Origin of the sequence: Actinotignum timonense, assembly GCF_002860685.3 — a bacterium.
Lineage (GTDB): Bacteria > Actinomycetota > Actinomycetes > Actinomycetales > Actinomycetaceae > Actinotignum > Actinotignum timonense.
This window is the reverse complement of sequence record NZ_CP136960.1, coordinates 1,060,435-1,086,273: the sequence shown is the minus strand read 5'-3', so window position 1 is coordinate 1,086,273 and position 25,839 is coordinate 1,060,435. Positions and strand designations below refer to the sequence as shown.

18 protein-coding genes are annotated in these 25,839 nt (G+C 61.2%); 7 read left to right on the top strand and 11 right to left on the bottom strand.

The genetic code is table 11. From position 1 onward, the window contains the following. Positions 1–10: 10 nt before the first annotated feature. The 3 genes from CYJ17_RS04460 to CYJ17_RS04450 all read left to right on the top strand — a co-directional run bounded on the left by CYJ17_RS04460 (position 11) and on the right by CYJ17_RS04450 (position 4,372). Positions 11–208 carry a YbdD/YjiX family protein gene (locus CYJ17_RS04460; protein WP_051278537.1) on the top strand — a complete coding sequence of 66 codons (198 nt, stop codon included), beginning with the start codon at positions 11–13 and terminating at the stop codon, positions 206–208. Positions 209–710: 502 nt separating this feature from the next. Further along, on the top strand, positions 711–3,332 hold the full coding sequence (locus CYJ17_RS04455; protein WP_244899297.1) for a sodium-translocating pyrophosphatase: 2,622 nt from the start codon (positions 711–713) through the stop codon (positions 3,330–3,332). Then, on the top strand, positions 3,329–4,372 hold the full coding sequence (locus CYJ17_RS04450) for a glycosyltransferase family protein (RefSeq protein ID WP_087069821.1): 1,044 nt from the start codon (positions 3,329–3,331) through the stop codon (positions 4,370–4,372). Before CYJ17_RS04455 ends, CYJ17_RS04450 begins: the two co-directional genes overlap by 4 nt. 221 nt (positions 4,373–4,593) lie before the next feature. Here CYJ17_RS04450 and deoC read toward each other — a convergent pair whose 3' ends face one another. From deoC to CYJ17_RS04425, 5 genes are all read right to left on the bottom strand, one after another. After that, positions 4,594–5,301: a deoxyribose-phosphate aldolase gene (gene deoC / locus CYJ17_RS04445; RefSeq protein ID WP_087069822.1), complete on the bottom strand. Its 708-nt coding sequence runs from the start codon at positions 5,299–5,301 to the stop codon at positions 4,594–4,596. Between the two features lie 31 nt (positions 5,302–5,332). Beyond that, on the bottom strand, positions 5,333–6,361 hold the full coding sequence (locus CYJ17_RS04440; protein WP_087069823.1) for a glycyl-radical enzyme activating protein: 1,029 nt from the start codon (positions 6,359–6,361) through the stop codon (positions 5,333–5,335). 115 nt (positions 6,362–6,476) lie between these two features. After that, the gene (locus tag CYJ17_RS04435; protein ID WP_087069824.1) at positions 6,477–8,888 is read right to left on the bottom strand and encodes a glycyl radical protein; all 2,412 of its coding nucleotides are present in this window, start codon (positions 8,886–8,888) and stop codon (positions 6,477–6,479) included. Then, on the bottom strand, positions 8,885–9,649 hold the full coding sequence (locus CYJ17_RS04430; protein WP_087069825.1) for a YczE/YyaS/YitT family protein: 765 nt from the start codon (positions 9,647–9,649) through the stop codon (positions 8,885–8,887). Before CYJ17_RS04430 ends, CYJ17_RS04435 begins: the two co-directional genes overlap by 4 nt. 2 nt (positions 9,650–9,651) lie before the next feature. Further along, entirely contained in the window at positions 9,652–10,638 is a 987-nt protein-coding gene (locus CYJ17_RS04425; RefSeq protein WP_159454963.1) for a carbohydrate kinase family protein, read from the bottom strand. 315 nt (positions 10,639–10,953) lie between these two features. Between CYJ17_RS04425 and CYJ17_RS04420 the strand changes: the two genes are divergently transcribed. Beyond that, entirely contained in the window at positions 10,954–11,745 is a 792-nt protein-coding gene (locus CYJ17_RS04420) for a DeoR/GlpR family DNA-binding transcription regulator (protein WP_026429210.1), read from the top strand. An 8-nt stretch (positions 11,746–11,753) separates the two neighbouring features. On the opposite strand, the gene CYJ17_RS04415 is transcribed toward CYJ17_RS04420, so the two are convergent. Continuing rightward, complete coding sequence (locus tag CYJ17_RS04415; RefSeq protein ID WP_087069827.1) at positions 11,754–12,488, bottom strand: YczE/YyaS/YitT family protein; 735 nt, start codon at positions 12,486–12,488, stop codon at positions 11,754–11,756. Between the two features lie 322 nt (positions 12,489–12,810). Here CYJ17_RS04415 and CYJ17_RS04410 point away from each other — a divergent pair, with 322 nt between their 5' ends. The 3 genes from CYJ17_RS04410 (at position 12,811) to CYJ17_RS04400 (ending at position 14,284) form a co-directional block, all read left to right on the top strand. After that, positions 12,811–13,041, top strand: a complete 231-nt coding sequence (locus CYJ17_RS04410) for a hypothetical protein (RefSeq protein WP_087069828.1) — start codon at positions 12,811–12,813, stop codon at positions 13,039–13,041. Continuing rightward, the gene (locus CYJ17_RS04405; RefSeq protein WP_180948682.1) at positions 13,019–13,531 is read left to right on the top strand and encodes a hypothetical protein; all 513 of its coding nucleotides are present in this window, start codon (positions 13,019–13,021) and stop codon (positions 13,529–13,531) included. The genes CYJ17_RS04410 and CYJ17_RS04405 overlap by 23 nt, the downstream gene beginning before the upstream one ends. Positions 13,532–13,921: 390 nt before the next feature. Further along, positions 13,922–14,284: a hypothetical protein gene (locus CYJ17_RS04400; RefSeq protein ID WP_234984400.1), complete on the top strand. Its 363-nt coding sequence runs from the start codon at positions 13,922–13,924 to the stop codon at positions 14,282–14,284. 46 nt (positions 14,285–14,330) lie between these two features. Here the strand turns inward: CYJ17_RS04400 and CYJ17_RS04395 are convergent, their stop codons facing one another. The 5 genes from CYJ17_RS04395 to CYJ17_RS04375 form a co-directional block, all read right to left on the bottom strand. Further along, complete coding sequence (locus CYJ17_RS04395; protein WP_087069829.1) at positions 14,331–15,131, bottom strand: isopeptide-forming domain-containing protein; 801 nt, start codon at positions 15,129–15,131, stop codon at positions 14,331–14,333. Next, positions 15,073–15,960: a class C sortase gene (locus CYJ17_RS04390; protein WP_101657666.1), complete on the bottom strand. Its 888-nt coding sequence runs from the start codon at positions 15,958–15,960 to the stop codon at positions 15,073–15,075. Before CYJ17_RS04390 ends, CYJ17_RS04395 begins: the two co-directional genes overlap by 59 nt. After that, complete coding sequence (locus CYJ17_RS04385; protein ID WP_087069831.1) at positions 15,960–17,414, bottom strand: SpaH/EbpB family LPXTG-anchored major pilin; 1,455 nt, start codon at positions 17,412–17,414, stop codon at positions 15,960–15,962. Before CYJ17_RS04385 ends, CYJ17_RS04390 begins: the two co-directional genes overlap by 1 nt. A 35-nt stretch (positions 17,415–17,449) precedes the next feature. Beyond that, on the bottom strand, positions 17,450–23,989 hold the full coding sequence (locus tag CYJ17_RS04380; RefSeq protein WP_101657665.1) for a DUF5979 domain-containing protein: 6,540 nt from the start codon (positions 23,987–23,989) through the stop codon (positions 17,450–17,452). A gap of 503 nt (positions 23,990–24,492) precedes the next feature. Beyond that, the gene (locus CYJ17_RS04375; RefSeq protein WP_101657664.1) at positions 24,493–25,542 is read right to left on the bottom strand and encodes a hypothetical protein; all 1,050 of its coding nucleotides are present in this window, start codon (positions 25,540–25,542) and stop codon (positions 24,493–24,495) included. Positions 25,543–25,839 lie beyond the last annotated feature (297 nt).

Sequence of the window (25,839 nt, the reverse complement as noted above, 5' to 3'; positions counted from 1 at the left end):
GATCAGGCCAATGTTCATGACCCAGCTCCGCGCCTTCGCGGCGCACGCTCGCGGCCTGTGGCGGGATTTCACCGGCGAATCGGCTTACGAGAAATACGTAGCCCGGCACGCCCGTGAACATCCCGATCATCCGCCGCTCGCCAAGCGCGAGTTCTGGCGCCAGCGCGCAGCCTTCGACGAGGAGAATGTCTCCACCGGCTGCTGCTAAGCGCTGAGCTTGGCCTTAGACGCCGGACTTGGCGCCGGGCGCTGAGCCGGCCGAATGCGCCGGCCGCTGAGCTGGCCGAATGTGCCGGCTAGCGTTCATCGCCGGGCTGGAAACTGGCCATCCGCACCGCTCCCCGAACCTCGGACTTCGGTCCGCCGTTCGGGGGGCGGTGCTTTGTCCCCTTCCTTTGTGTCCCCTTTTTGGCCCACCATCAAAGTGCACATCCACGCACCGTTTTCCCCGATTATCTGTTCCTGACTTACACTTTGCGCCCCTCGAGGTCCAGGATTTGCACTTTGCGGCCACCGCGCCGGCGCACCCGCCCCGAAAACCCTCACCGCGGGACCTCGGGCCTAGGCGGCGGGCCCACCCGCCCCTGCGCGGCCACAGTGGCGCCCGCGCAGGAGCGGCGTCGTCGTACCTGGTCCCAAGAACTAGCAGCCTGGCCGGCATAGGATAAAAGAGAGGCAAAGGAGCCTCATCATTTTATGTCGAGGTAATTATGGGACGTTGTTTTTCTGTATCCACACACAAGAACACCTCGCGTCCACGCCGGCGGCTGGCCCTGCTCGGGGCGCTCGCGCTGGCTCCCGTTGCCCTAGGTTCGTGCGCCGCCTCCGCGAGCGCGCCCGCCGGTGCGGCAACTGTGCACGGAGGTGAAGCAAATATCGTATTGCCTGATCTGTCGGGCGTGAGCGCGGTGGGCGGGGTATCCGGCCGGTTGCTCCTCCTTATCGGGGTGGGCGTCTGCGTGCTGGGGCTGTGCTTCGGGCTCATCACGTATATGAATCTGCGTAAGCTTCCGGTGCATCGGGCCATGGCCGAGGTTGCTGACCTCATTTACGAAACCTGCAAAGCCTACCTGGTCAAACAGGGGCGGTTCCTGCTGGTGCTCTGGGCTTTTATTACCGCGGTGATCGTGGTCTATTACAAGTTCCTGGTGGGCTTCACCTGGGGGAAGCTCGCGATTGTGGTGGCGTTCTCGCTGCTGGGTATGGGTGGCTCGTACGCGGTGGCGTGGTTCGGGATTCGGGTGAATACCCTGGCCAATGCGCGCACGGCTTTCGCTTCGCTGCGCGGGCGGCCCCTCCCGCTGCACCAGGTGCCGCTGCGTTCGGGGATGTCCATCGGGATGGTGCTCATTTCCCTGGAATTGCTCATGATGCTGGTCATTTTGCTGTTCCTGCCCGCGGATGTGGCGGGGGCTTGCTTTATTGGCTTCGCGATCGGGGAATCTCTGGGTGCTTCGGCGCTGCGCATCGCCGGTGGTATTTTCACGAAGATTGCCGATATTGGCTCCGACCTCATGAAGATCGTCTTCAAAATTGATGAGGACGACCCGCGTAACCCGGGCGTCATCGCCGATTGCGTGGGCGATAATGCCGGGGATTCGGTAGGTCCCTCCGCGGACGGCTTCGAAACCTACGGGGTGACCGGAGTGGCGCTGGTGACCTTCATCGTGCTGGCCGTGCATGACCCAGCGCTGCAAGCCACCCTGCTGGTGTGGGTCTTCACGGTGCGGGTGGCCATGATTATCGCCTCGGCGCTGGCCTACGGCCTCAACGCGCGCCTGGCCGCCACCCGCTACGCGAGCGCCACCACCCTCAATTTCGAAAAACCGCTGAGTTCACTCGTGTGGCTCACCTCGATTTTCTGCATTGCTTGCGTGTACGGGATCTCCTGGCTCGTTTTGGGTGGGAACGACGGCGCACTGTGGCTCGCGCTCGCCACTATCGTGACCTGCGGGACTTTGGCGGGGGCGCTTATCCCCGAGCTGGTCAAGGTCTTCACCTCCACCACTTCGCGGCACGTGCGGGAAGTGGTGAAAAGTTCACGCCAGGGCGGGGCTTCCCTCAATATTCTGTCCGGTGTGGTGGCCGGGAATTTCTCCGCCTTCTGGCTGGGCATCACCATCGTGGGGCTCATGGCCGGGGCTTTCGTGATCGCGGATGCCACGCTCGGTGAGTTCATGCTGGCGCCGGCTGTTTTCGCTTTCGGGCTGGTGGCTTTCGGGTTCCTGGGCATGGGGCCGGTGACCATCGCGGTGGATTCCTACGGCCCGGTCACCGATAACGCCCAGTCGGTCTACGAGCTTTCCCGTATCGAGGCGCTCCCCAATATCGACGCCGATATTCGCTCCAGTTTTGGTTTCGCCCCGCAATGGGATCGCGCCAAACTCATGCTGGAGGAGAACGACGGCGCCGGCAATACCTTCAAGGCCACCGCCAAGCCGGTGCTCATCGGCACCGCGGTGGTGGGTGCTACCACGATGATCTTCTCGATTATTATCGGGCTGACCGGTGGGCTGACCAGCGGGATCGAGATGCTGTCCCTCATGCACGCCCCGTTCCTGCTGGGGATTATCAGCGGGGGCGCGGTGATCTTCTGGTTCTCCGGGGCGTCGATGCAGGCGGTGACCACGGGGGCGTACCGGGCGGTGGAGTTCATCAAGGAGTCCATCCATCTGGATAAAAATGCGGAGCGGGCTTCCCACGATGACTCGCGGCGCGTCGTCGAAATTTGTACCCAGTACGCCCAGCAGGGGATGCTCACCATTTTCCTGGCGGTCTTCTTCGCTACTCTTTCCTTCGCGTTTATCGAGCCGTACTTCTTTATCGGCTACCTCATTTCCATCGCTATTTTCGGCCTCTACCAGGCGATTTACATGGCGAATGCGGGTGGGGCCTGGGATAACGCTAAGAAGATCGTGGAGGTGGATCTGCACGCGAAGGGCACCGCGCTCCACGATGCCACCATCGTGGGCGATACCGTGGGTGATCCTTTCAAGGACACCTCCTCGGTGGCCCTCAACCCTATTATTAAGTTCACGACTCTCTTCGGCCTGCTCGCCGTGGAGCTGGCCGTGAGCCTCAACGCCCAGAATCTCACCGCGGTGGTCACCGGCCTGGCGGTGTGCTTCGGGGCCCTCGCGCTCGTCTTTATTTACCGCTCGTTCTACAGCATGCGCATCCAGGCATCCACCGAGGATCCGCTGCTGGACGAACCCGAACCTGAATCTTCGCGTGAATCTTCACCTGAATCTTCGCCCGTATCCGAACCAGCGCTCGAACCGCATTCCCGGTTTGACACCGGATCCGAACCCGAGAAGGGAGTCCTGGCATGAATATCGCCGTGCATTGGTCCGGCGCTCAGATCAGCCCGGAAGGAAAAATAGCCGGCCAGGATGCCGGCGCTACCCTGCTGCGCCGCCTCCTGCGCATTTTCCCGGATGCGGTGGTGCTTGACCCCAGCGGGGTTTCCGCCGAAGAGCTCGCCCCAGATACGGTGGTCATCACTATGGATGTGCATGATACCCCGGCCCTGTGGGCGCGCCTACGGGCCGCGGGCCGGGTGGCGGCCGGCCGGCCCGCCCCGCGGCTCATGAATTTTGTGTGGCTGCCGGTTTCCACCCTGGACAGCGCGGAGGAGATCGCCCCGGTGGCCCTCTCCTGCGCGCTCTTCCCCACCTTCGCCAATTCGGAGCGCACTGCCGGTGAGATCCGCGAGATGGTGAATAAGTGGACGGTGCCCCCGCTGGCCGGGAGGCTCAAGCTAGGCTGGGTGAATCTCGGTTTCCGCCTCGACCACGTGCAGGAGCGGCGCGAACCGGAGGTCCCGGTGGTGCTCTATCCCGCGATTTACCTCTCGGCGCGCAAACGCCCCGATTTCTTCATGGATGTGCTCAGCCGGGTGCGCGAACTCATCCCGCTCACGGTGGAGATGCGTCTGCACGAAGCACACCTGGTTTCCGAGAAGGCCATGCGGTATTCGCGCCTGCCGTGGATGCACGTGGGGCCGCTGACCGATACCCGCACCTCGTATTACCAGGCCCTCGCCCACACCACGGCCTTCCTGGCCACCGCCGCGGAGGAATCCTACGGGCTCTCCTACGTGGAGGCCCTGGGTGCCGGGGCACTCGGGGTGTTCCCGGATGTGCCCTGGGCCCGCGCGCTACTTCCGGAAAACTATCCCTTCCTCTATCCGGATGGCGATGAGGCGGCCGCGGCGGCCATGCTCACCCGGGTTCTCACCCGCACCGCGCAATGCCGGGCCGATCTGGATGCGGCCTGCGGCGGGAGTTTCCGCGAGTGGATCGCCGCGCATCACTCCGATGATGCGTTTGACCGCGAGATCGTGGCCGCGGTGCAGCGCTGGTTCGGGTAGCGGCCCGCGTACTCTGCGTGACGCACAGTTTGCGTGGCGGCTCGCGCCACTTCACCGCCACCAACGACACCGCTTCGCGTATCGCCCACGAGCACATATAACGACGGCGCCAGCAGGGCACATCCTTCTGCTGGCGCCGTCATCACGTTACGGCGGGGGCGGATTCTCGCACGCAGGTACGCCCCCACCGGTGCTCGGGCTAGTTGCCCACAACGGTACGGCTACTCGCCGAGCACCACCGGCACGGAGCGGTAACCTACCCCGATGCGCTCTACGCCCATATCGATGAGATCGAAGTAGTGGGCCTGGTCGCGCACATTGCCGGAGGCCTTGACCTTGGCCCGGCCGTCGGTCACCTCAATGAGATGCGCCATCACATCGCGCGCCCCGCCAACCGTGGGCCCGCCGGTGTAGAAACCGGTGGAGGTCTTCACGTAGTCACCGCCGGCGGCGATCACCGCTTCCACCCCGCCCTCGATGGCCTTCTTATCGAGAGCATCGGTTTCGAGGATCACCTTGGTGACCACGCCCGCCTCGCGGCACACCGCGATAGCCGGCTTGATTTCCTCGGCGGCCTGCTGCCACTTGCCTTCGCGCAGCAGCCCGTAGTTAATGACCAGGTCAAGATCTTGAATATCGCCGCGCGAGACGTACGCACGCGCCAGCATTTCTTTATCGGCTGCGGTGCCCTGCCCGAAGGGGAAATCGGCGACGACGCAGATTCCCACCCCGGTCCCGGGCAGCAAAGGTGCTACCACATCCAGGGCCCAGGGGTTGGTGCACAGCGTGGCACATTTGTAATTGATACCGGTATGCGCCAGTTCCACCACTTCCTCGGTGGTGAATTGCGGCTTGAGGATGGAGTAATCGATGTAGGAGGCGAGTTCGTCGCGCGTCATCTGAGCGGCTTTCTTCTCCGGCTGTGCCATGATTATCCTTTCTTTCTGCCCTCGCGGGCGGTTATGCCATGGCCCGGCGGGCCATGTGGTTGGGGTGTGAAGACTCAGGTTGTACAGAATCAGATTCGGAAGAATCGGGTAGGGCGGATACATCCGCGTGGATCAAGGGAGTTTCGGGGAACTCCGTGCTCATTCCGGCCGCGCGAATCCGAGCGCGGTACTCTTCCACCAGTTCATCCGCGGGTGTTTCGGTATGCGCGAAGGGATAGGTGCGGCCCAGCCCGGTGTACTTTCCGGTGCCGAGGCGGTGGAAAGGAAGCACGTCATAGTGGCGCACTCCCACCGAGCGTAGAAAGGCGATATTGGCGTCGATCTGGGCGCTGGCCATCGTGACGTCCGGGATAAGCGGGGTGCGCACCATCGTGCTCGCCCCGTGGTGTTCCCCGAGATAGGAAATTGTTTCGAGAATCCTGGCGTTGCCTCCTCCGGTTGCACGCTGGTGTGCGTCGTCGTCCAGTAATTTGAGATCGCAAATAAAAAGGTCCATATGCGGTTCGACCAGCTGGATGGCGCGCAGCCGCACATTCCCGCAGGTCTCCACCGCGGTGGTGATGCCGCGCCGGTGGAGTTCTTCGCAGGCCTGCGCCACGAATTGGGCTTGCAGGAGCGGCTCGCCGCCGGAGAAAGTCACTCCCCCACCGCTGCGGTCGAAGAAGAGTTTGTCGCGGGCGGCTTCTTCCACCAGATCGTCCACGGTGCGGCGCTGGCCGTATACGCTCAGCGCCCCGGTAGGGCAGCTTTCGGCCCATTCGAGGTTCGCGGGCTTGATTTTCTCCCGGTGGAGCACCACCGTGCCTTCGGGGCCGCGCGTCACTTCACCGTTCTCGGCCAGGTCGATGCAGATCCCGCAGTCGATGCATTTATCGGGAGCGAACATGACTTCGCGGAAACCGTTGATCGATTCCGGGTTGGCGCACCACCCGCAGGCCAGCGAGCAGCCCTTGAGGAAGATGACGGTGCGGATGCCCGGGCCGTCGTGGATCGAATACCGCTGCACGTTGAAAACCGTGGCGAGGCGAACGCGGGACATCTGCACTCCTTTCTTCCTATCGGGGTCTGCTGAGGGCTGCTGCGCGGGAACTTGCTCGGAGCTTGCGCTGGAACTTGCTCGGGACTCTGCTCGAGGCTCGTTGCCTCGGCTGGGGCTACAACTCTTGAACCGTGCGCGAAATAATTTCGTCCTGGATTTCACGGTCCAGCTCCACGAAGAAGGCCGAATATCCGGCCACCCGCACCACCAGCCCGCGGTATTTCTCCGGTTCGCGCTGCGCGGCCCGCAGGGTTTCCCCGGAGAGAATATTGAATTGGATATGCATCCCACCCATCACGAAATAGGCGCGGATAAGGTCAATGAGCTTCTGGCGATCCGCCGGCTTCTTGAGCATGGCAGGAACAAATTTCATATTGAGATTCACCCCGTTGATGGCCGCGGAATGATCCCAGCTCGCCACGGAGGAAACCACCGCCGTGGGCCCATTGGTATCCATCCCGTGCTTGGGGGAAATCCCGCCGTCACCCAGCGGGGTGCCCGCGGCACGCCCGGAAGGCAAGGCCCCTACCTGCCGGCCCAGCGGGGTATTCGAGGAGAGGGAGAACAGCCCGGGGATGAAATAGCCGCCGTGCGGGGAGCGGAAGCGGTATACCGAATCGGTGTATTGCGAGGTCACGAATTGGGCCAGGTCATCCACCCGGGTGAGGTCGTTACCGTATTTGGCCACGTTGAGGCAGCGATGCTGGATCACTTCGTCGGCGAAATCGGAGGCGGTGGCCTCCAGCAGCTGTGCCGCGGTCATCACCTTGCGTTCGAAAACAAGTTCGCGGATAACTTCCAGGGAGTCCACCACGTCCGGAAGGCCCACCCCGTTCACCCCGGTGGCGTCATAGACCGCGCCGCCCTCGGTGCAATCGCGCCCGCTTTCCAGGCAACCATCGAGCACGGTGGAGCAATAAATATGGGGTGTTTCGCGGGCGTGGAGCAGCTCGATGGTATTGAGGGTGGAGACCATCATTTCCACGAAGTAATCCACCTGCGCGGCATAGGCACGCTGCACCTGCGCAAAACTCTGCATTTGGGTGAAGTCCCCGGTGTGGGGGCCCAGCTGTTCCCCGCTCATGGGGCAGCGCCCGTCATGAAGGGCCAGCTCCAGGCATTTCGCCAGGTTGAAGTGGCAAGAATTGGTGCGCCCCATTGTATTCCCCTGCCCGGTGGGTTCCACACAGCCCACAATCGCCCAATCTCGGGCATCTTTCAGACTCATATGGCGGTGCTCAACAAGGCCGGGAATAATCACGTCGTCGTTGAAGAAAGGATCCTTCCCGCCTTCGTTTTCCACGAGGATGCGCAGCACCCGGTCGAGGAAAGCGTCGGGAGTTTTATGCGAGACGCGAATGGAAACATTCGGTTCGGAATTGAAGACCGCCTGTTCGGCATCCAGGCACATATAGGAAAGCTCGTTCACGGCATCTTCCCCATTTTCATCCACGCCGCCCAGGGTGAGGGCCACCGAGGTGGAGAAACCACCGTTATTGCGCGCCGAAGAATAGGTGCAGGCCTTGATGATATCGATGTGTTTGACCCACAGCGCATCAAGAATTGTTTGGGCTTCCGCGCGGCTCAGGCGCCCGGAATCCAGGTCGGCGCGCAGGTAGGGGTAGCAGTACTGGTCAAAACGCCCGGCGGAAATGGCCGAGCCGTTCTGGCTGCAATAGTCAATGAGCATCACGAACCAGTAGGCCTGGCAGGCCTCCCAGAACGTGCGCGCGGGGCGGTAGGGTACCTGCCGGCAATTCTCCGCGATGGCTCGCAATTCGGCGGCCCGCCCGGGATCCACGGAGTCGGCCGCCATGCGCTCGGCCAGCTCCGCGAAACGCTGCTGGAAAATACGCACGGCATCCACCACGATAAGCACCGCTTCGTAAAAAACGCGCTTATCAGAATAATTCGCGTCCCCGCGGGAAAGCTCCGCCAAGCGCGTGCGCGCCTCGTTTTCCACCGCGATGAAGCCGCCTTCGATAATGCGCCGCACATTGGGGATATAGTGCCCGTAGCCGGAGCGCGCCCGCGAGCGAGTATCGAAGGGGCGATTATCGGCGGAAAGCACCCGGTTGGTTTCCTCGTCGAGGAGGTGGCGGGCCAGGTCCTCATTGGAGCGATTCACCCAGTAGGGATAAATCTCGTCCAATAATTCGCGTTTTTGTTCCGGGCTGACCTGGAGGGTATCGACTTTGCGCACCGGCATAAGGTCGAGTTCCTTTTCGGAAAGCGGCCCGAATTCGGGGAACAGCGGGGCCGAGCGCGGTTTCGAGCCGTGGTTACCCACGATGAGTTCTGCGTCGTCGATAAAAATACTCATCTGAGCGAGGGTGTCGCGCAGGGCCTTGGCGCGCCGGATCACGGCCGGTTCGCCTTCGCTCTCGCGGTAGGACTGCGTGACGATACGGGCGCGTTCCGTGCAGATGGCCGGCACGGCCGCGCGCATGCGTTCGTTGAGGAACGCGGTGCGCTCGGGAGCCAGAAAACTCAAGGTCGCTTCGCGGGCGGGTACGGTGCTTGTCATGATGCGCTCCTTTGATGAAGAACAGCGGATGTGTGTGAAAATTCTGCGGCGGGTTCCGGTTGTGCTTGTGCGTGCGTGGTGAGGGGCGACGGCGCTCCTACCAGCTTTCCGGCAACCGTGCGGTTGAAGAAATCAACGACGACGCCGATGCCGACCACCATGACCACGGTTCCCACCCCGATCACGCCGCCACTCAGATCGAAGCGGAAGAGCAGGAGGGCGATGATGATCACGGTGAAATCCTGGGCGATGCGGAAGAAACGGTAGGAACGCTGCGGGAAGCGGCGCACCAGTACCGCGGCGATGCCGTCCGCGGCGCCCTGCCCGAGATCCGGGGTGATGTAGAGGGAAAGCCCGAAGGCGAACAGCAGCAGGCCTACCGCCAGGTGGATGAGCATTCCGGGTACCGAGTAGGTGAAAACGTAGATGGAATCCAGGACCTTGGTAAATTCGGTGACGAGCACCCCGACCAGGGTGAAATTGAGGACGGTACCCAACCCGAAGATTTTACGGTCGAAGGGGATAATGATCGCGAGCAAGGCGATATTGACGAGCGGCACCACCCAGGAGAAGGACAGCCCGGTCACGTAACTCACGCCCTGGAGCATAGCGGTGAAGGGATCCACGCCGGCGTGGCCTTTGAGGGCCACCGTGATTCCCATTGAGGTGATGATGACGCCGAGCAGGCAGACCAGGCAGCGGCGCAGCAGGCTACCGGGGCGCAACGTCCATTCGCGGGCGGAGAAGAATGTATCACGCATGCTTAGGCCACCTTCGTTTCTGCGCAGGAGTTGAGCTGATCTAACTCGTCGAGGAGCTCCGCAACGTCGGCCGCGGTGGGCATCGAGGGGATAGCTCCGAGCGTTTGGGTGGCAATACCGGCGGCTACATTGGCATATTCCACGCTGGCCCGCAGGGCGTCGTCGTTAATCTTTTCGATACCACCGTGGCTATCCAGCTGCGCGAGGAGGGCGCCCATGAGGGTGTCCCCCGCCCCGGTGGTATCGACCACGGAGCTGTAAACGGCGGGGATTTCCCCGTAGGCGGAGCGGGTAGCGTAGGCCACCCCGAGGTGGTCGGCGGTCATGACCACCAGCTTCGGGCCGCGCGCGAGGATATCCGCGGCAACATCCTTGAGATTGTCACTCCCGAAGAGAATGCGGAAATCTTCGCGGGAGCCCTTGACGATCTGGAATTCCGGGAGCAGTGGCAGCAGCAGGCTCCGGTAGTTTTCTTCCGATCCGTAGAGGGCCAGGCGGTAATTGAAATCAATGGACATGGGCACGCCCGCGGCCCGCGCGGTATCAATGAGTTTGCGCGAGGTGGCGTTGAGCGGTTCGTGCGCGAAATTTACGCCGGAAATATAGAGCATGCGGGTGCGCAGCAGCTGGCGGGCGCATTCATCCGTGATGACGAGCTCCGGGTAAGCGCTGCCCTGGATGGCGAAAGTAAAACTCCGGTCGCCGTTATCGAGGGAAATAAAATTGTGGGAGGTGCAGGCTCCGTAGCTGGTATTGAGCAGGCTGGTATCCACGCCGCTACCGTCCAGGACTTCCCGGGCGTACTGGCCCATGAAGTCATCTCCCAGGCATCCGACCAGCAGGGTATCCAGGCCCAGCCGGGCCGCGGCGACGGCGCAATTCGCGCCGGTACCTCCTACATTTGCTTCGAAAGCGAATTTCGAGGCTCCGGTTCCGATGATCGGGGAGAAGTCGGTAACAATGTCCCCCACGCATGTCAATCCTCGCACTGTGCTCCTCCTTGAGCGTCGCGGCTGTTTCGTGGTCATTGGTATTAACCTACGTTCTCAGGGCGCGAGATTCGACAGTTTTCCGCGGAATTTCAAGGAAAAATCCGCAGGCTTCGGAGCGAATTTTCGCGGGCGCGGTGGGAATATTTTCAGGTGTTTTCTCACGTGGTTTCTCACGCGGTTTTCTCGGGTGCTACCGGCGCGTTTTCGCACGGGTGGTGGACGCGTTCCGCACACCTTTCCCGCGCTTTCCCGCGACACGGCGCCGGCGGGCATATCCCCTGAGCTGGCCGAGCGCTTTGGTACTCTCAAAATATGGCAACGAAGCAATCCCTGAGCGAAGGCCCCTCGCGCTTGAGTGCGATCCGGGAGATTCTCACCGCAACCGGCCCGATGGCCGTCAAAGAGCTGGCGCGTCGCCTGGGATATTCCCTCTCCACGATCTATCGGGATGTTGCCGAGCTCCAGGCACACGGGGAAGTGGTGCTGGCCCGCGGGCTGATTGTGCCGCAGCGTTCGGTGGCTACCGAGATTCCGCCGGAGGTGCGCGCGCATGTCAATTGGGATGCCAAGCAGGCCATGTGCGAAAAGGCCCTCGAGCTTATTAGCCCGGATATGACCCTCATTCTGGATGATTCTTCTTCGATTATCCCGCTGCTGGGCATGCTCCACACCCGGGTGCCGCTCACGGTGATCACGAATTCGCATCTGGTGGCCCAGCACCTGGAGGGCGTGGCCGGCATCCAGATTTATCTGCTGGGCGGGCTGTATTACACCTGGTTATCGTCTTGTCACGGAGCGATGACCGTCACGGCGCTGCGCCATATCGAAGCGGATATGTGTTTGCTTTCCACCGTGGGGATGACGGCCCGGGGCCTCACGAATCCTTACGAGTACACCGCGCAAACGAAAATTGCGATGATGCAGGCGGCGGAAACCTCGGTGGTGCTCATGGATCACAGCAAATTCGGGCGCCGCACCATGTATTCCATTGCCGCGCTTGATGAGATCCCGATTCTTATTACGGATATTGCGCCGCCGGGCGAACCGAGCGCTGCGGAGCTTGCGGCCGCCGGGGTGGAGACGATTATTGCCACCGCACCCTGAGACCCGCTTTAGGCCTGTGCCTCAGCTTCGATATCGGTGATAGCGGGAGCGGGGCGTGCCGTGTAGGACGCCGTCGTACCAACAAGACGGTACGCGACCGTACGGTTAAAGAAATCGACGACGACACCAATCCCCAGCGCCATAATCGCGGTGCCAATGCCGATAACGCCGCTGCTCAAATCGAAGCGGAACAGCACGAGGGCGATGAGGACCACGATGAAATCCTGGGCCACGCGGAAGGTGCGGTAGGAGTGGCTCGGGAAGCGGCGCAGGAGTACGGGGACGATGCAGTCGGCGGCGCCCTGGCCGATGTCCGGCGTGATATAAAGCGAGAGCCCCAGCGCGAAAATCACCAGGCCGATAGCCAAGTGGGCAAGCATACCCGGGATTGAATAGGTGAAAACGTAGATGGAGTCGAGGGTGCTGGTGAAGCTGGTGACGAGCACCCCGACCAGGGTGAAATTGAGGACGGTGCCCAGCCCGAGGACTTTGTGGTCGAAGGGGAAGATGAGCGCGATGAGGGCGATATTGACCACCGGGACCACCCAGGAGAAAGACAGGCCGGTGATGTGGCTGACGCCCTGGAGTAGGGCGGTGAAGGGGTCCACGCCGGCGTGACCTTTGAGGGCCACGGTGATGCCGATCGCAGTGAGGATCACGCCGATGAGGCAGACCAGCGAGCGGCGCAGCAGGCTGCCCGGGCGCAAGGTCCATTCGCGGGCGCAGCACAGTGACTCAAACATGACGAGCTACCTTCTCAATCTCAGGGAAGCCGCCGTGCCACACCGCGGCATCACCAGCGTAGTGCATGCGAGCGGGCAATTCCTGGGCCGTGGCGGAGGTCGCTTTACGCCAGTGTACGTGTGCGTCCGGTTCGTTGCTTAGCTGGGTCAGGACCGGGTGGGTAGCGGGCTGGGCGCGGGCGCGAATTTATCCACAGAATCGCGAAACGTCACCCTTGTCCACAGCGTTGTAATTGGCTCTTTGCTGTGCCTTGGCACCATGCGAGAATAACGGAGAAGGACGGGTAACCGCCCGGAACTCGCGATTGAAGGAGTGAGACACATGGATATTTACGGGGACCGGTTGAATATTCCGGAGCTTACGTTTAACTCGCTTGAAGATGTTCTCAAGCGCAAAGAAGAAATCCTACGTGAGGTCAGAATGACCCGCGAAGAATTCGACTGGCGCGCTGATAACTACCAGCTCGGACCAAAAGAGTCCGACGCTTATTTCGAGATGATAGGTCTGGATCGCTTTGAGGAGTATTACCGTGGTGAACGCACGTTTGAATGAGTGCACCGATGAGTTTGCGGCACATCTACAGCGAATTGGGGAGTTGATTGATCCCAGTTTTTCACTGGTGAAACAAGAAACCGCAAGGGGAGCTTTCCCCTCAAAAAGATTGTTTGGCGATATTCGCGTTGATCGTTTCCTTTTTGTCCGTTTTGATTACGAGGTTTTCCTTAATTCGAAAACCGGTTTACTCAGCGTCAATGAATCAACATTCTCGGTCATCCGAGGAGCAAAAAACAGCGAGCCGCTGGTGCGCTGGGATTATATTCGCTCACCACGTTCGAGTATTCCTTGCGCCCATATCCAGATCCATTCCCACCGCGATGAATGGACACCTGAGTCGTGCAACCTTAGTGCCCCAGTTGTCCACGCGCATGGTAAATTCGCACGACTAGCGCAATACGAATTGCGCGACTCAAACGCCACTGCGTGCCGGGCGTCCGACACCATCGCGCCTCAAAGCACGCCGGCACCGTTGGGGCAGGCGTAAGCAACGGCCGAAAAACAGCACCGAGCCGCTGCCACGTGCCACAGCCACGAGGTGGGCAGAGGTGTCAAGTGCGCATTCTGGACCGTGTCGGTGCCATAGTGCGCGTTACAGACACGAAATCGGGTGCAAACGGTGCTCTCCCGCGCACTTTGTTTGCTGACCCAGTTCGTGCGGGTCCGCACCCGGATCCATTCCAACGCCACGCCACCATTAGTAACTATTTTGTCTATCGGTCCCAGGCGTGGCACCCGAGGAGGTGCCCGATTTACGTAGAAAATGCGGCCCGGCCCCGGTCAAGCTAAAACACCGCTACCGATTAGTGACCCAAAACCACCCACCACAACCCCCTGAACAGGGCAAACGTCGAAGAAAATCCTAAAATCCAAAAAGTTGCACGACTCAGGTTCGAGTATTCCTTGCGCCCATATCCAGATCCATTCCCACCGCGATGAATGGACACACGCCCTGGTCCTGAGTGGCACTCATTCCCGCCGCTCGCGCCGGCGCATCAAGAACGAGGCTCGCACTCCCCACGTTGCTGATATTCATTTCACGGTGGGCCGGCGCTGGTTCCGACCCTGCCTGGAAGAAATCCTCTTCTTCGTCATTGACGAGCTCGGCGTGGCGTGCACACCACAAGCACGCGAAGCTCTCAACCAAGGCATCGAGGATTGGGAGGATATCCAACTGGAATCCGCGATCCGTAACAAGCCCGCCACCGCAGTCCGAGTATTCGCAACGCTCGAAAAGTAGCCCATAGGCGGCTTTCGGCCGGTACGCCTGTGTGCCCGGTCGTTACTTACCTGTGCCCGGTCCGTTCCCGCCGCTGTCGTATTTTTGCGACGACGCCGCACCCTAGCAGCGCGCCGCTTACCACCAGAAGCATCTCTACCGCAGCGCCAGTTTCCGTGAGGAATCCCCACCCGGTGCGCTGTGGCTGGTCGGAGGGCTGCGGCTCGGCAGGCGGCGCAGTAGGTTCACTAGGCGTTGGAGGCGTTGGACGCGCGGGCTGAGTGGGCGGAGCGGCGGTTGGGGAAGGTTCCGGGTGCGGCCCAGCGGGGTTGATCATTTTCGGGGTGATTTCGAGCCGGTAACTCCAGGTGCCTTTCTCCGTCACGGGAAGGGTAACCAGGAAAGGCGCGATTCTCCGGCAGCCAGAGTTCTCCTTCTCGGGATCCCCCACCGCAGATTCATCACCCGCGAGCTCATCCACCAGGTACAGCCCGACGGGAAGATCAGCGAAGGTGGCGCGCCCGGCGCTATCGGTGACCTCGATCCATTCGTGGGAGATGTGCTGAGCCGCCCACTCTACGGTGAGCCCACCTAGCCGGCCCCAATCGGTGGCCAGGTTGATACCTGATACGTAGCGCAGGCGCACCTGCCGGCCGGATGGCGCGCTGCCGCACGTGAGTGCGGCAGCTGCGTCGTCGTACGGATTATTGCCGGTACGGATGATGGTGATTTCGCCGCGGGCTTGGGGATCGAGCAGCGTGAGGTCGGCGCTTTGGCCGTCGCCGGTGACCGGGGAGGCGTGCGCGGGGCTAGGCGTGCCGAGCAGGAGGACGAGCAGGCTGAAGAACGCTATCAGTTTTTTCGTCATCGTTATGTTTCCTCCGAATCAGCCACCACAGTAGCCATACGAGCGCGAGCGCGCACACCACCAGAATCGCGATCATCCAGGTTGGCCAGGCGATTCCGGCGACGTCCGGGACACCGGCTTCCTCGAGCGGGACCCGCCGGCCGGTGACGAGCAGCCGGTGGGAGTTAATGCCGTAGGGGGTGCAGGTGATGACCGTGAGTAGGTCCTCGCCCTCCACACGCGCCAGGCTCGCCACCTCGTCGGGTTCCACAACTTTAATGGAGGTGACCTGGTATTTCATTTCGCGGCCGGCGACTTGCAGGTAGAGCGCGTCGCCTTCGCTCACCTTCGAGAGGTTATCGAGGAGGGTGGCGCTGGACAGGCCCGAATGCCCGGTGAGTACCGCGTGGGTGCCCGGTCCGCCAACGGGGAGGGACGAGCCGTAGAGGTGCCCGATGCCTTTCTGGAGTACCTCGTCCGAAGTGCCGTGGTAGATGGGCAGATTGACGTGGGTGGCCGGGATGACCAGGCGGCCCATTTCCGGGAGTATCGCAAGCTGGCGCAGATACGCCTGGTAGGGGTCGTTGGTTTTAGCCACCCGCGCGAGCCAGGGGTCCAGGATGGGCGCGCCCGGGGTTTGTTTATTGTATTCCTCGGCCGAGCGTAGGGTCTCGGTGAGGAGTTCCGGGGGTACCTGGCGTTCCTCCTGCGCGTACTGGCGTGCCACGTGCTGCTGGCGTGCGTTGTTCCACTGGCTTGCCACCACCGGATACAAGAGCACCCCAATTCCGCACAGTGCCAAGAGCACAGTCACCGCGGTGGAACGCCAGGCATCCCTCAGATGCTTCATTAGGCCACCTTGCGGGAGTGACGGTAGGCGGCCGCGAGGAGCAGCGAGCCCACCAGCACGAAGGCCGCGATGCCGGCGCCGCCGGTCAGCGGGAGCTTCGAAGCGAAATCGCTGGTCTTGTGATTGTAGATGGTGACTTCGACGGTTTTATCTTTCGCTGCCGTGATAGCTGCGGCGTCAAATTTGACCGAGGCCGCATCCGGATTCAGCTCGTAACCTTCCGGTGCCTTAACTTCCTTGACGCACAGGTTCGGGCCGGTCAGCGCACGGATGGGACCGATAGCGGTTGCGGCATCGAATTCGCTCTTGCCGTCAATAGTGAGCTTCTGTTCGAGAACCTTACCGTTTTCACCGCAGACGTAGAGCTCGAATTTGCCGCCCTCGAGCGGGTCAGTTTTGCCGGTTTCGTACTTATTGATCTTGATTTTGCCCATGACGGTGCTGGGAGTGTTCTCTCCACCCGGGGTGCTGACCGTGGTCGAGGTGGATTCGTCATCGGCCTTATTGGTGACATCCGCGGAGTTGGAGACCTTATCAGTGACGTTATCCGCCACGGTAGCTTCCAGGATCACGCGCAGGAACTTGCCCTGGTTTGCCGTCACCTTTTCGAGACCGGTCTGGGTCAGAGTAATGACTTTCTTTTCCACAGCAGGATCAACCGTGGAGCCGTCGGATACGGTGTAATCAGCCTGCTCTAAAGTGGTAGTGGCTTCGCCCGCTGCGGCTGCTTCGCTTTCAACGATAACGACGCTCTTCACAGCGCCCTTCGCGCCATTCACTTCCAGGCCGGCAACCGGGGTATCGGTCACCACGAAGGAATCATATTTCTTACCTTCCGCGAGTTTGCGAATCTTGGTGTCGATCTGGAAGGTCATCTTTGACCCCTTGGTCACCAAGCCAGTTTCCGGAGTGATGTCTTTCTTCGTCACTGACCCCGCATCGGTGGACTTGGGGTACACGTGGATATTGTCCATGTACTTGCCGGTTTGCGGGTCGGTAAGGGGAACCATAATGTAGGAGACCTTGGCCGGGCTGTATCCAACCGGCGCATAAGTCTGGGTCAAGCGGTAGTAGCCCGGCTTGAGATCCGAATAGGTGATCGTGCCCTGGTCGTTCACGGTTTGCTCAGTACTCTGAGTGAAAGCGGTATCCGCCTCGCCGAACTCACCCTTCCGCGCCTTCTCAAACCCGTCTTTCGTCGTCACATTGATGGTCGACTTTTCGAGCTTGAATTTCGCGCCCGGAATCACCTCTCCCGGCGTCGTTATTTCCTGCCCGGTAGCCGCCTCCGCGCTCGCCGGCCCTTTTTGCGCGTGCACGGTCAGGGTGTACGTGGAATTCGGGTCGATGAGGTTATCGGCCTGCGCGCCGGGCACCGTGGAGCCCAGCCCGAGCGCTGCCAGCCCGAGCGCCACCACTCCGGCCAGGCCGCGAGCCATTGTTTTGATGGACATTGTCCTCTCCTCTTAGTTGTGCGTGTAATTCTGTTTTATTGCTTTCGATTCATGCGGATAAGCGCCGCGAGCAGCAGGGCCACCCCGGCCGCAATCACCCAGGGCCGCCAGCCACCGCTATGCGGCAGTTCGCCCACGCTCACGTCCGCGAGCTGGATGGTCCACTTCCCCGTCGCCGTAATGCTCTGCTCGCCCCCGGAAGCATTCGCGCCCTCCGGGGTGAACAGCTGGATGAGCCCGCTGGCCTGAGTGCGATCCGCCAGGCTCATCACGCCGTTCCCGTTCGCCACCGTGAACTCAAAGGGGAAGGGCAGTTGCTGGCCGGCATGCGCGCCCGCATTCGTATTCACCACGTAATACGTTCCTGGGTCCAAATCCTGCGCGGGCCGGTACGTGCCCGCCGCGCCCTCGCGCACGAGCTCCTCCGGCTGAGCCTCCAGGCTGCCCTTATACAGCGCAAAGCTCGCATCCGGGACCTGCTTCCCCGCCGCGTCCACCTTCTGAATGAGCACCGGCACGCCATTATTGGCCGCGTGATACAGCAGCACACCCTTCGGGTGCGCCTCGTCCAGACGCACCGTAAACGGCTTTTCGGTCAGATCGTTCGCGGCCGCGTGCGTAAAACTGTCACTGGTGAGAGGATCGACGACGCCGCTACCATCCGCTACCTCATCGGGCAGGCCGAGTTCTCCGCCCCAGTCCACCCACCGGGTGTGGAGCCGGACGTAGCGCGGCACGGCAGGCGGGTTACCGCTCACCTCGCATACCGACCCGGCGGGAAGAACCGGGAGCTGCGCGTACGCACGGTTCACCACCGGGCTGAGCTGGCCATTTTGCGTAGTACCCGCGGGGATACCCGGAAGCAGCGGCAGCTTACAGGTATAGCTGTAGTTAAGCTGGTCCAGGCTCACTTCTTCGGCGCGCTCCCCTACTACCGCGCTGCCGAGTTCGTAGGTGCGCCGGTTATAGAAGTAGTCATCCTTAAAAGTCACGGTGCTTCCCGGGGTTTCACTGAGCTGCACCCCGCTTGCTTGCACGGTATCGAGCGCCGCATCGAGTTTGGCTTCGGTTACCGCGGTTCCGGCTGTGCTTTCTACCTTGAGACTGGGAAGCAAGTGCACGCGCCCTCCGTAGTCCGCGAGTGGATCCGCGCCCGCCACGGTGTGCCAGATCGTGCACGTCGAGCTGGCCGGCATAAATCGCTCTGGCCCGAAGACCGCGATGCTGCTTTGTGCGGGGAGGGCGATACTGCCTTCCGTGATCTTCGGACTGCTGGGATTTCCTTCTTCCTTGAGGTAGGCATCTTGGCAGCGGTAGTGCAGGGTGTAGGCCAGTTGTTTCTCCGCCACGAGTTGCACGCCAACGGAGGTGCGCCACTCGGTATCGGGAGTATCGAGGATGTGCTGGGCAGTCAGCTGCGCCGGGATGCGTTCGATGAGGTTCGTGATGCTGAACCCGGTTTCCGGTACTTCGCTGGCGGCACCGGCCCCGGTGAGATCGGGATGAACCGTGAAGGCCAACAGGGTTTGGTCGCCTACGCCCAGGCTGAGGTTGGTATCCGTATCCACCAGGCTCTTGCCGTTCCCGTAAGCGAAGAATTCGCGTACCTGCTCCGCGGCTGCGGTGCGGGTGGGCTGGCCGGGCACGGCCGCGATGGTGGCTTCTACCCGGGTGTCATAGGCGGGAAGTTTCTTTTGGGCCAGTACACAGGAATAGCCCACCGGGATGAGCTGATTGGCAACCGCGCTGCGTTTGCCCTGCTCATCCACGGTGAAGCGGAGGTCTGCTTGGATAATTCCGGCGGCATTGGCGCCCTCGGGCAGTGCATCCTGTTCCGCCTCGGTCAGGGTGACGGGCGGGCGGCAGTAGAGGCGGGCACTGTAATCGGCATCGTTCATGAGCTGCGCGCCGGTTCCGGAAGCCGTGAGATCCACCCGTACCTTGGTTTTCTGGAAGGTGTAGTTATTCCACACCACCATGGTTCCCGCGAAGTTTTCCGGGAGCACCTCGGGGACTTTCGGGTGGGCCGGGGCGGTTCCGGCCGCGGCTGTTCCCGAAGGTGCTGCCGGAACCGGATAGGGATTATCCCGGCGCGGGGTATCCCGGGGTAGGAATACCTGGGCGGTTTCCGCGCCCGCGCCTTCGACCGGGCGGCACGCCTTCGATCCGGCCACGCAGGCCTGGGCGGCTTCACGGCCACGGTATCCGGCGGCAAGCTGCCAGTATTTATCCCACTGAGTTTTCTCCACCGTTACCGAAGCAGGTGTTTCCTCCACGGTACACACCGCGCCGGCCGGTAGAGCGTCAATGGGATTCCATTCGCCCTGCTGGAAGCGCCCGATAGTCACGCTGTGCTGCCGCGCAGTCTTACTCAGGCGCGCCGCCAGGTCCGTGCCGAAGCTGCCCACCGCATCGAAAGACGTATCGGTTGCCTTGCGCGGGGCGGGAATATCGATGGGGAGCCCGTTGAGGGAGCAGGAAATATTGATGGTGAATTCTTTGGAGCCGGAAATAATAGCAACGCCTTCCCCGCCCACGTTTTTCTTCACGTTGAAGGAGGCCAGCTGTATCCGGTAATCAGCAATGAGTTTCGCGGTGGTAGGCCCGTCAGCCACCCAGGAGTTCCGGGCTCCGGCTTGCGGGGTGCCCGGCTGCCCGCCACGATCAGCGGGGATCTGCCAGCGCGAATCCACCAGGGTAGCCCCGGGGACCTGGAGGGAATCATGATTGGCCGCGAGCTCGCACGTCCACCCGAAAGGCACCGCCACGGTAGTGGAGTTTTCACTGCGGGGCCGTACCTCAATCGGGGTGCTTTCCGTGGCACTCTCCCCACCTTCTCGGTAGGTGCACACCAGGTTCGCGCCGATAGCCATCTCCCCGTTTTCCTTCTTAAAGAGAGCTTCTTTCCACCCGGACGGGACGGGGATGCGTTCCTGACTCTCCGCATTGGGAGAGGTGAAAACATTCCCTTGCGATGTGAGGGTGACCTCGGTGCGGGCCACCCCGAACCAGGCGCTCACTTCGATATTGAGGGAACTATCAGCCGCAGGAGAGGTGAATTCAAAAACGGCGCTCGTGCCGTCCTTCTTCTCGGAAAGCTCATCACCAATACGCACCTGGCTGGCCCGGCTCAGGAGCGGGCTATCCCCGAGGTTAACTTCCAGAGAGCACGCGGTATTTTCCGGGATGGGAGCGCCGCTGAGCGTCGTCGTCGTACCTGAAGCAAGGTCAAGTTCAACGTTCCGCGTCACGGAACCGCACGTGAGCGTTGCCGGAGCCGTCGCCGGGACCTTGCTATTGAGGAGGGCGTAACCGGGGCGGGCCTGGACCTTGGGGTGGAAGTTGATCGCGCCGGCCTTGGGCAGCTCGAAGGTGGTGCGCAGGTCCACCTCGGTGACCGCGTCTGCACCCACCGTAATGCTGACGCTCGGGGAACGGTAGTCCACGCGAACGCCCAGGTCAGTGGGGCGGGCGGAGAGCGAGCAGGTGCTCCCCGCCGGAATCTGATCGGGGAAAGGCACCTTGCCGGAATCGGTCACCCGCACGCGCTGCTCCGGGAGGGCTCCCCCATCTGGCAAACGGCAGGTCAGCGTGACTTCTTTTTCGACGCTGGTGAGGCGCTGCTGGAGCTGCGGGTCGGTGAGGTTCTCCGCGAAATCACTGCTGTGGGATACCTGCACCTGCCCGTATTTGTAGTCCAGGGTATTCGTGATCGTGACCTGACTGATGGTGTTCACATCGGTGATCGGGGCGAGGTGGACCGGGGCCAGCGGGGCCACCGTGGCGGTAGCGAGATCCGTGGCCTGTTCGGTGATGGTGCAGGCAGCGCCGGCGGGCACGCCCGTCACGGTATGCGGGGCACCGTGCCCCACCGTGAAATCGTGAGCGGGCTTGGCATCCGCGCCTTCGCCGATGGGGACCTGCACCCCACTATCGGTGCATTGCATCCGCATAGGGAATTCCTGCCCCACGCCCTGGGATTGGGCCGGGCCGCTCAATTGCTTGGTGACTTTGAGGGTGCCGTGCTGGCGGGTGAGGTCCTGGGTGATATGGATCTTGTGGTTCCCGCCCGAATGCACCCAGAAGTATTCTTGGGCGCATTGTTTCGCTTCGCCGGGGCGTTCTTTGGCGTCGGCCGCGCAAATATCCGAGCTGAAGGAATCAGTGACGGTGAATCCGGGAACGTTCACGCGGGAACCTGCCGGCTGCGCGCCGCCGGGCTGCGGGGCACCGCCGGCCGGCGGGACCGTGGAGAAGAGGCAGTGGGTCCCCACCGGCCACACATCGCGGTCGCCCTCCTTACCGAGGGTGATCGTGCCGCCGCCCACGGGCACATCAACGTAGCCCGCGCCCACGAAGCCGGGATAGGATCCCTGGTTAGTTTCGGGAAGTTCGGGCGGTTTGGTGGGATCGGGCATAAAGCGGCAGTTGTAGTACACCGGGACTGTTTCCGGGAGCTCCCCCGCCGCGATCTTGGCCTTGAGGGCCGGATCCGCACCGGAGTTAGTGAACTTGACGTCCACGCTGACCGACGCCATTTGCGAGGAATAGATCGTTTCGGAGACCAGGGTGCTGGTGGTTCCGGTGCCGCCCGCACTGCCGGCACCGGTGCCGCCCGTGCTGCCGCCGGCGCTATCCGGGGCGGAAGTAACAGTACCCGTGGAGACGGCAGAAACGGATTGCCCGTGGGAACTTTGCGGGTTCTCGTGATCAAGCCGGTAATTAGTTCCGCTCAGCGTAGTGCTGGAGGTGAAGAACTGCGAGAGTTCTTGGGCGCTGCGCCCGCCCGGCATCTTGATCTTTTCGCGAATGGTACATTGCGCTCCCACCGGAAGCTTTCCCACGTTAATGGCCGGGAGCGTGACCGCTACATTGACGTTTTCGAGGCGGCGGGTTTCAGTGCCCTGCGCAATAACCGCTTTGGTATCGCGGCCCAGCGGGTCGGTGCAGGAGTACTCAATATCGTATTCGGCGCCGCCGGTGTAGGTGGGCGGGTTGCCGTGCGGGTAGCCACCCACTTCGAAACGAATTTGTTCGTTGGTGACCTGCGCCTTCTTAATGATTTGGGTGTCTTGCAGGGGCCGGGAATACAGCGAGCATTTAATGGAGTAGAAATGGTTGAGCTGATCCCCGGAAAGCGTGAAACCACTGCGGCCGTGCTTATCCACGGGCAGCGCGCTTGCCGATATTTCTTTACCTTGGCCGTCCCGGCTATCAATGCCCCAGCAGCGTGGCTCGTTGCCGAGCATGGTGGAGGTAACCGAAAGCGGAGATCCTGTTTCCCGCACGGTTATCCCGCCGGAAGTGTTATGCCCGGTGAGGCGGACGGCGGTTCGCCCGAGGTCATTTGTGGTGAGGTTCAGGGTTTGCCCGCCGGCGATCTCTACGGCGAGTTGTTGGCCGCGATGCGGCTCCCGGTAGCGGAAATTTTCATCAATGAGATCGGAGGTAATGGAGATGCTTTTTTGTTCCAGAATCCACCGGTGGAGCACTCCTTCGAAAGTGCCGTTGGCGATGCCGTTCTTGGAGTAATTCGAGCCGCCCACGGTACCCCAGTAGTTGGTGGCGTCATCACCTTTGGTGGGGAAATCGATGTGTTCGTAGCGGTCTTCCTGACCCGGGACCATGGCTTCCGCGATTGTTTTCAGGGATTTTTCGTAGTAAAACCTCTTCGTCCATTCGCCCATGCCGAGCACCCGCACATCGGCGTTCTTGCCGCGCAGCAGGCTGGCGACGCCCATAGCGGCCACGTTTCCGGCACGCCGGGTGACATCCGAACTGTTATAACCCCAATTAGTCCAGGTTTCCGGATAGTCCATGAACTTGGCATCAACGTCCAGAGCGTTAATATCCGCCTCGTAGCTCGCACCCGTTTTCTTGACCGTGCCGTCCAGGTAGTACCGGTTATCGCCGTGGGTGAGCACAATGATTTTGGTGTACAGGGGCTTTGGTTTGACGCCCGGGTTTTTCTCCAGTTGCTCGCGTTCGTATTCGACCATATCGCGGTAGACCAGCCCGAGCCCGTACTGGAGGTTATTGCCGTGGTCCCATACAGGGAGTTTGCCATCCTTCGAACCATCCAGGGAGCGGATTTTATCGACGACTTTTTGGTAGCCTTCCGGGCTTTGCAGCGAGGTGGCTTTCAGATCCGGAGTGTTATTCCAGAGCCGGCCGTCTTGTACATCGGCTTTGCGGGCAAAAGTGTAGATACCAACTTTAAGGGAGCTGCCGCGGTGGCGTGCTATTTCGCGTTCCAGGGCGAGGTTCTGGTCCCAGTTGCGGCAGACTTTCCCGCGCTTTTCCTGCCGGGAGCGTTTGCCTTCTTTGCGGTATTCTTCCGGCCAGTTTTCTTCGTTGGGGCACAACCCGTTATCGATGTAATCGGTGGCGCCGCCCATGGTGGCCCACCCGGTATTCATGCCGAATCCGAAAACGAAGGCGACCGATTCGGCGCCTTCGTCACTTTCGAGGGTGGGGCGCTGCGGGTCTGCGGGGAAGGGATCATCATCGGAACCGAATACCGGATACGTGGCGGCTCCCGCGGCGTGCGCGGTAGAAGCCGGAACGAACGGCACGGCTTGCAGTATGGAGAACAGCACACACGATGCAATAAGTGCCGTAAGTACGCGTCGAAAACGAGTATGCATACCCACAGACTTCCCTCTACAAAATTGGTTTATTCGATATTTATCACCGCCACGTAGTGAGACAGCTCCAGTGGGTGAATAAATATCGTTCACACTGATTGTAAAAGACAAACATATACTTCCGCTACCGTAATTCAGAATTGGAATCTTGTATTTTAGTAAAACGTGAATACTATCGCAGGTAGAAGCGGAGCTACATAAGCGGGTATGAGCCATCCCGCACGGCCACGCGCGCGGGCGCGCAGCGGCGGGCACAGCGGCGCTCGCGCATATAAAAAGCCGCCGGGACCAACCGCACTAATGGACCCGGCGGCTATTGCGCCGATGCATATCCAATGGGAAGGTGCGTTACACGCGGATATACATCAACTTTCAGGAACGATGAGCAAACGCATGCTTAGCGCACAAACGCTCGCCTCGCGAACAATTACTTAGCGAGCGAACTTCCGGTACGTCACGAAAGAGCCACCCGCGAGGGCGAGAAGCAGAGCAGCGCCCGCGAGCATTCCGGTTTCAGCGCCGGAGTTCGCGAGGGTCTTCCCCTCCGCCTTCTTGGCGGTTTCCTTACCCGCGTTATCCTTCTTCGCTTCGGCCTTGGGGGCGTCTACCTTCGGGGCATCCGCCTTCTTATCCTCCACCTTCGGAGTTTCGGCCTTGGGGGTTTCACCCTTCTGGCCGTCCTCTACCTTCGGAGCGTCGGTCTTATCGGCGGGCTTGTCTTTCTGCTGATCCTCATCCTTCGGATCGACCTTCGGGTCTTCCTTGGTGGTGTCGTCCACCTTGGGATCCGTGGTGCCCGGATCGCTTTCTTTCTTCAGGGCCTCGTTGGCCGCGGCTTCCCAGGCGTCAGCGTGGGCGTCTTCGCGTGCCTTACCTTCTTCAGCGGTTTCGGTATCCCAGTTCTTGGAATCGGCATCCGCCTTAGCCGCGGCTTCCCAGGCGTCAGCGTGGGCGTCTTCGCGTGCCTTACCTTCTTCAGCGGTTTCAGTATCCCAGTTCTTGGAATCGGCATCCGCCTTAGCCGCGGCTTCCCAAGCGTCACCCGCAGCATCCTCGCGAGCCTTACCCTCGTCAGCAGTCTCCGTATCCCAGTTCTTGGAATCGGCGTCAGCCTTGGCGGCAGCTTCCCAGGCGTCCGCAGCCGCGTCTTCGCGGGCCTTCACCTCGTCAGCCGTCTCGGTATCCCACTTCTTGGAGTCCGCGTCAGCCTTCGCCGCAGCTTCCCAAGCGTCACCCGCAGCATCCTCGCGAGCCTTACCCTCTTCGGCAGTCTCGGTATCCAGCTTCTTCGAATCAGCGTCAGCCTTGGCGGCAGCTTCCCAGGCGTCCGCAGCCGCGTCTTCGCGGGCCTTCACCTCGTCAGCCGTCTCGGTTACGCTAACGTCATTGGCGTCATTCGGGGATGCAAATGCAACCCCCCCCCCCGCGGACATAAGGGCAGCTCCGGCGACCACGCCAGCAGCAATCTTCTTCACCTTCATAGTTTTCTCCCATAACGTGGTAAAAGATGTATTTTCGTCAGAGCGACCACCGGCCCCACGCAGTAACTACCGGCGGCCATAACTCCGAACCACTCCCAGGCTAAATCCAGAAAAGCCACAAGCAAATGGTATTTAAGGATTACACATTTACAGATGCGTCACATTTTTCCACAGTCTGGAAAGTATTTTTAAATACATAGACAAGCTTTGGTTTATGCGCTTAAACGCCTGAATCTCACACTTTTCCCACTACCTCCGGGCATCTTTATGCATATAAAATTTCCTCAGCATATTTTT

What these genes read in the sequence shown, in the direction of transcription:
- CYJ17_RS04415 (WP_087069827.1), bottom strand. Translation starts at nt 12,488, where the DNA reads ATGTTTGAGTCACTGTGCTGCGCCCGCGAATGGACCTTGCGCCCGGGC.
- CYJ17_RS04460 (WP_051278537.1), top strand. Translation starts at nt 11, where the DNA reads ATGTTCATGACCCAGCTCCGCGCCTTCGCGGCGCACGCTCGCGGCCTG.
- CYJ17_RS04440 (WP_087069823.1), bottom strand. Translation starts at nt 6,361, where the DNA reads ATGTCCCGCGTTCGCCTCGCCACGGTTTTCAACGTGCAGCGGTATTCG.
- deoC (WP_087069822.1), bottom strand. Translation starts at nt 5,301, where the DNA reads ATGGCACAGCCGGAGAAGAAAGCCGCTCAGATGACGCGCGACGAACTC.
- CYJ17_RS04450 (WP_087069821.1), top strand. Translation starts at nt 3,329, where the DNA reads ATGAATATCGCCGTGCATTGGTCCGGCGCTCAGATCAGCCCGGAAGGA.
- CYJ17_RS04410 (WP_087069828.1), top strand. Translation starts at nt 12,811, where the DNA reads ATGGATATTTACGGGGACCGGTTGAATATTCCGGAGCTTACGTTTAAC.
- CYJ17_RS04420 (WP_026429210.1), top strand. Translation starts at nt 10,954, where the DNA reads ATGGCAACGAAGCAATCCCTGAGCGAAGGCCCCTCGCGCTTGAGTGCG.
- CYJ17_RS04430 (WP_087069825.1), bottom strand. Translation starts at nt 9,649, where the DNA reads ATGCGTGATACATTCTTCTCCGCCCGCGAATGGACGTTGCGCCCCGGT.
- CYJ17_RS04435 (WP_087069824.1), bottom strand. Translation starts at nt 8,888, where the DNA reads ATGACAAGCACCGTACCCGCCCGCGAAGCGACCTTGAGTTTTCTGGCT.
- CYJ17_RS04395 (WP_087069829.1), bottom strand. Translation starts at nt 15,131, where the DNA reads ATGACGAAAAAACTGATAGCGTTCTTCAGCCTGCTCGTCCTCCTGCTC.
- CYJ17_RS04390 (WP_101657666.1), bottom strand. Translation starts at nt 15,960, where the DNA reads ATGAAGCATCTGAGGGATGCCTGGCGTTCCACCGCGGTGACTGTGCTC.
- CYJ17_RS04455 (WP_244899297.1), top strand. Translation starts at nt 711, where the DNA reads ATGGGACGTTGTTTTTCTGTATCCACACACAAGAACACCTCGCGTCCA.
- CYJ17_RS04385 (WP_087069831.1), bottom strand. Translation starts at nt 17,414, where the DNA reads ATGTCCATCAAAACAATGGCTCGCGGCCTGGCCGGAGTGGTGGCGCTC.
- CYJ17_RS04375 (WP_101657664.1), bottom strand. Translation starts at nt 25,542, where the DNA reads ATGAAGGTGAAGAAGATTGCTGCTGGCGTGGTCGCCGGAGCTGCCCTT.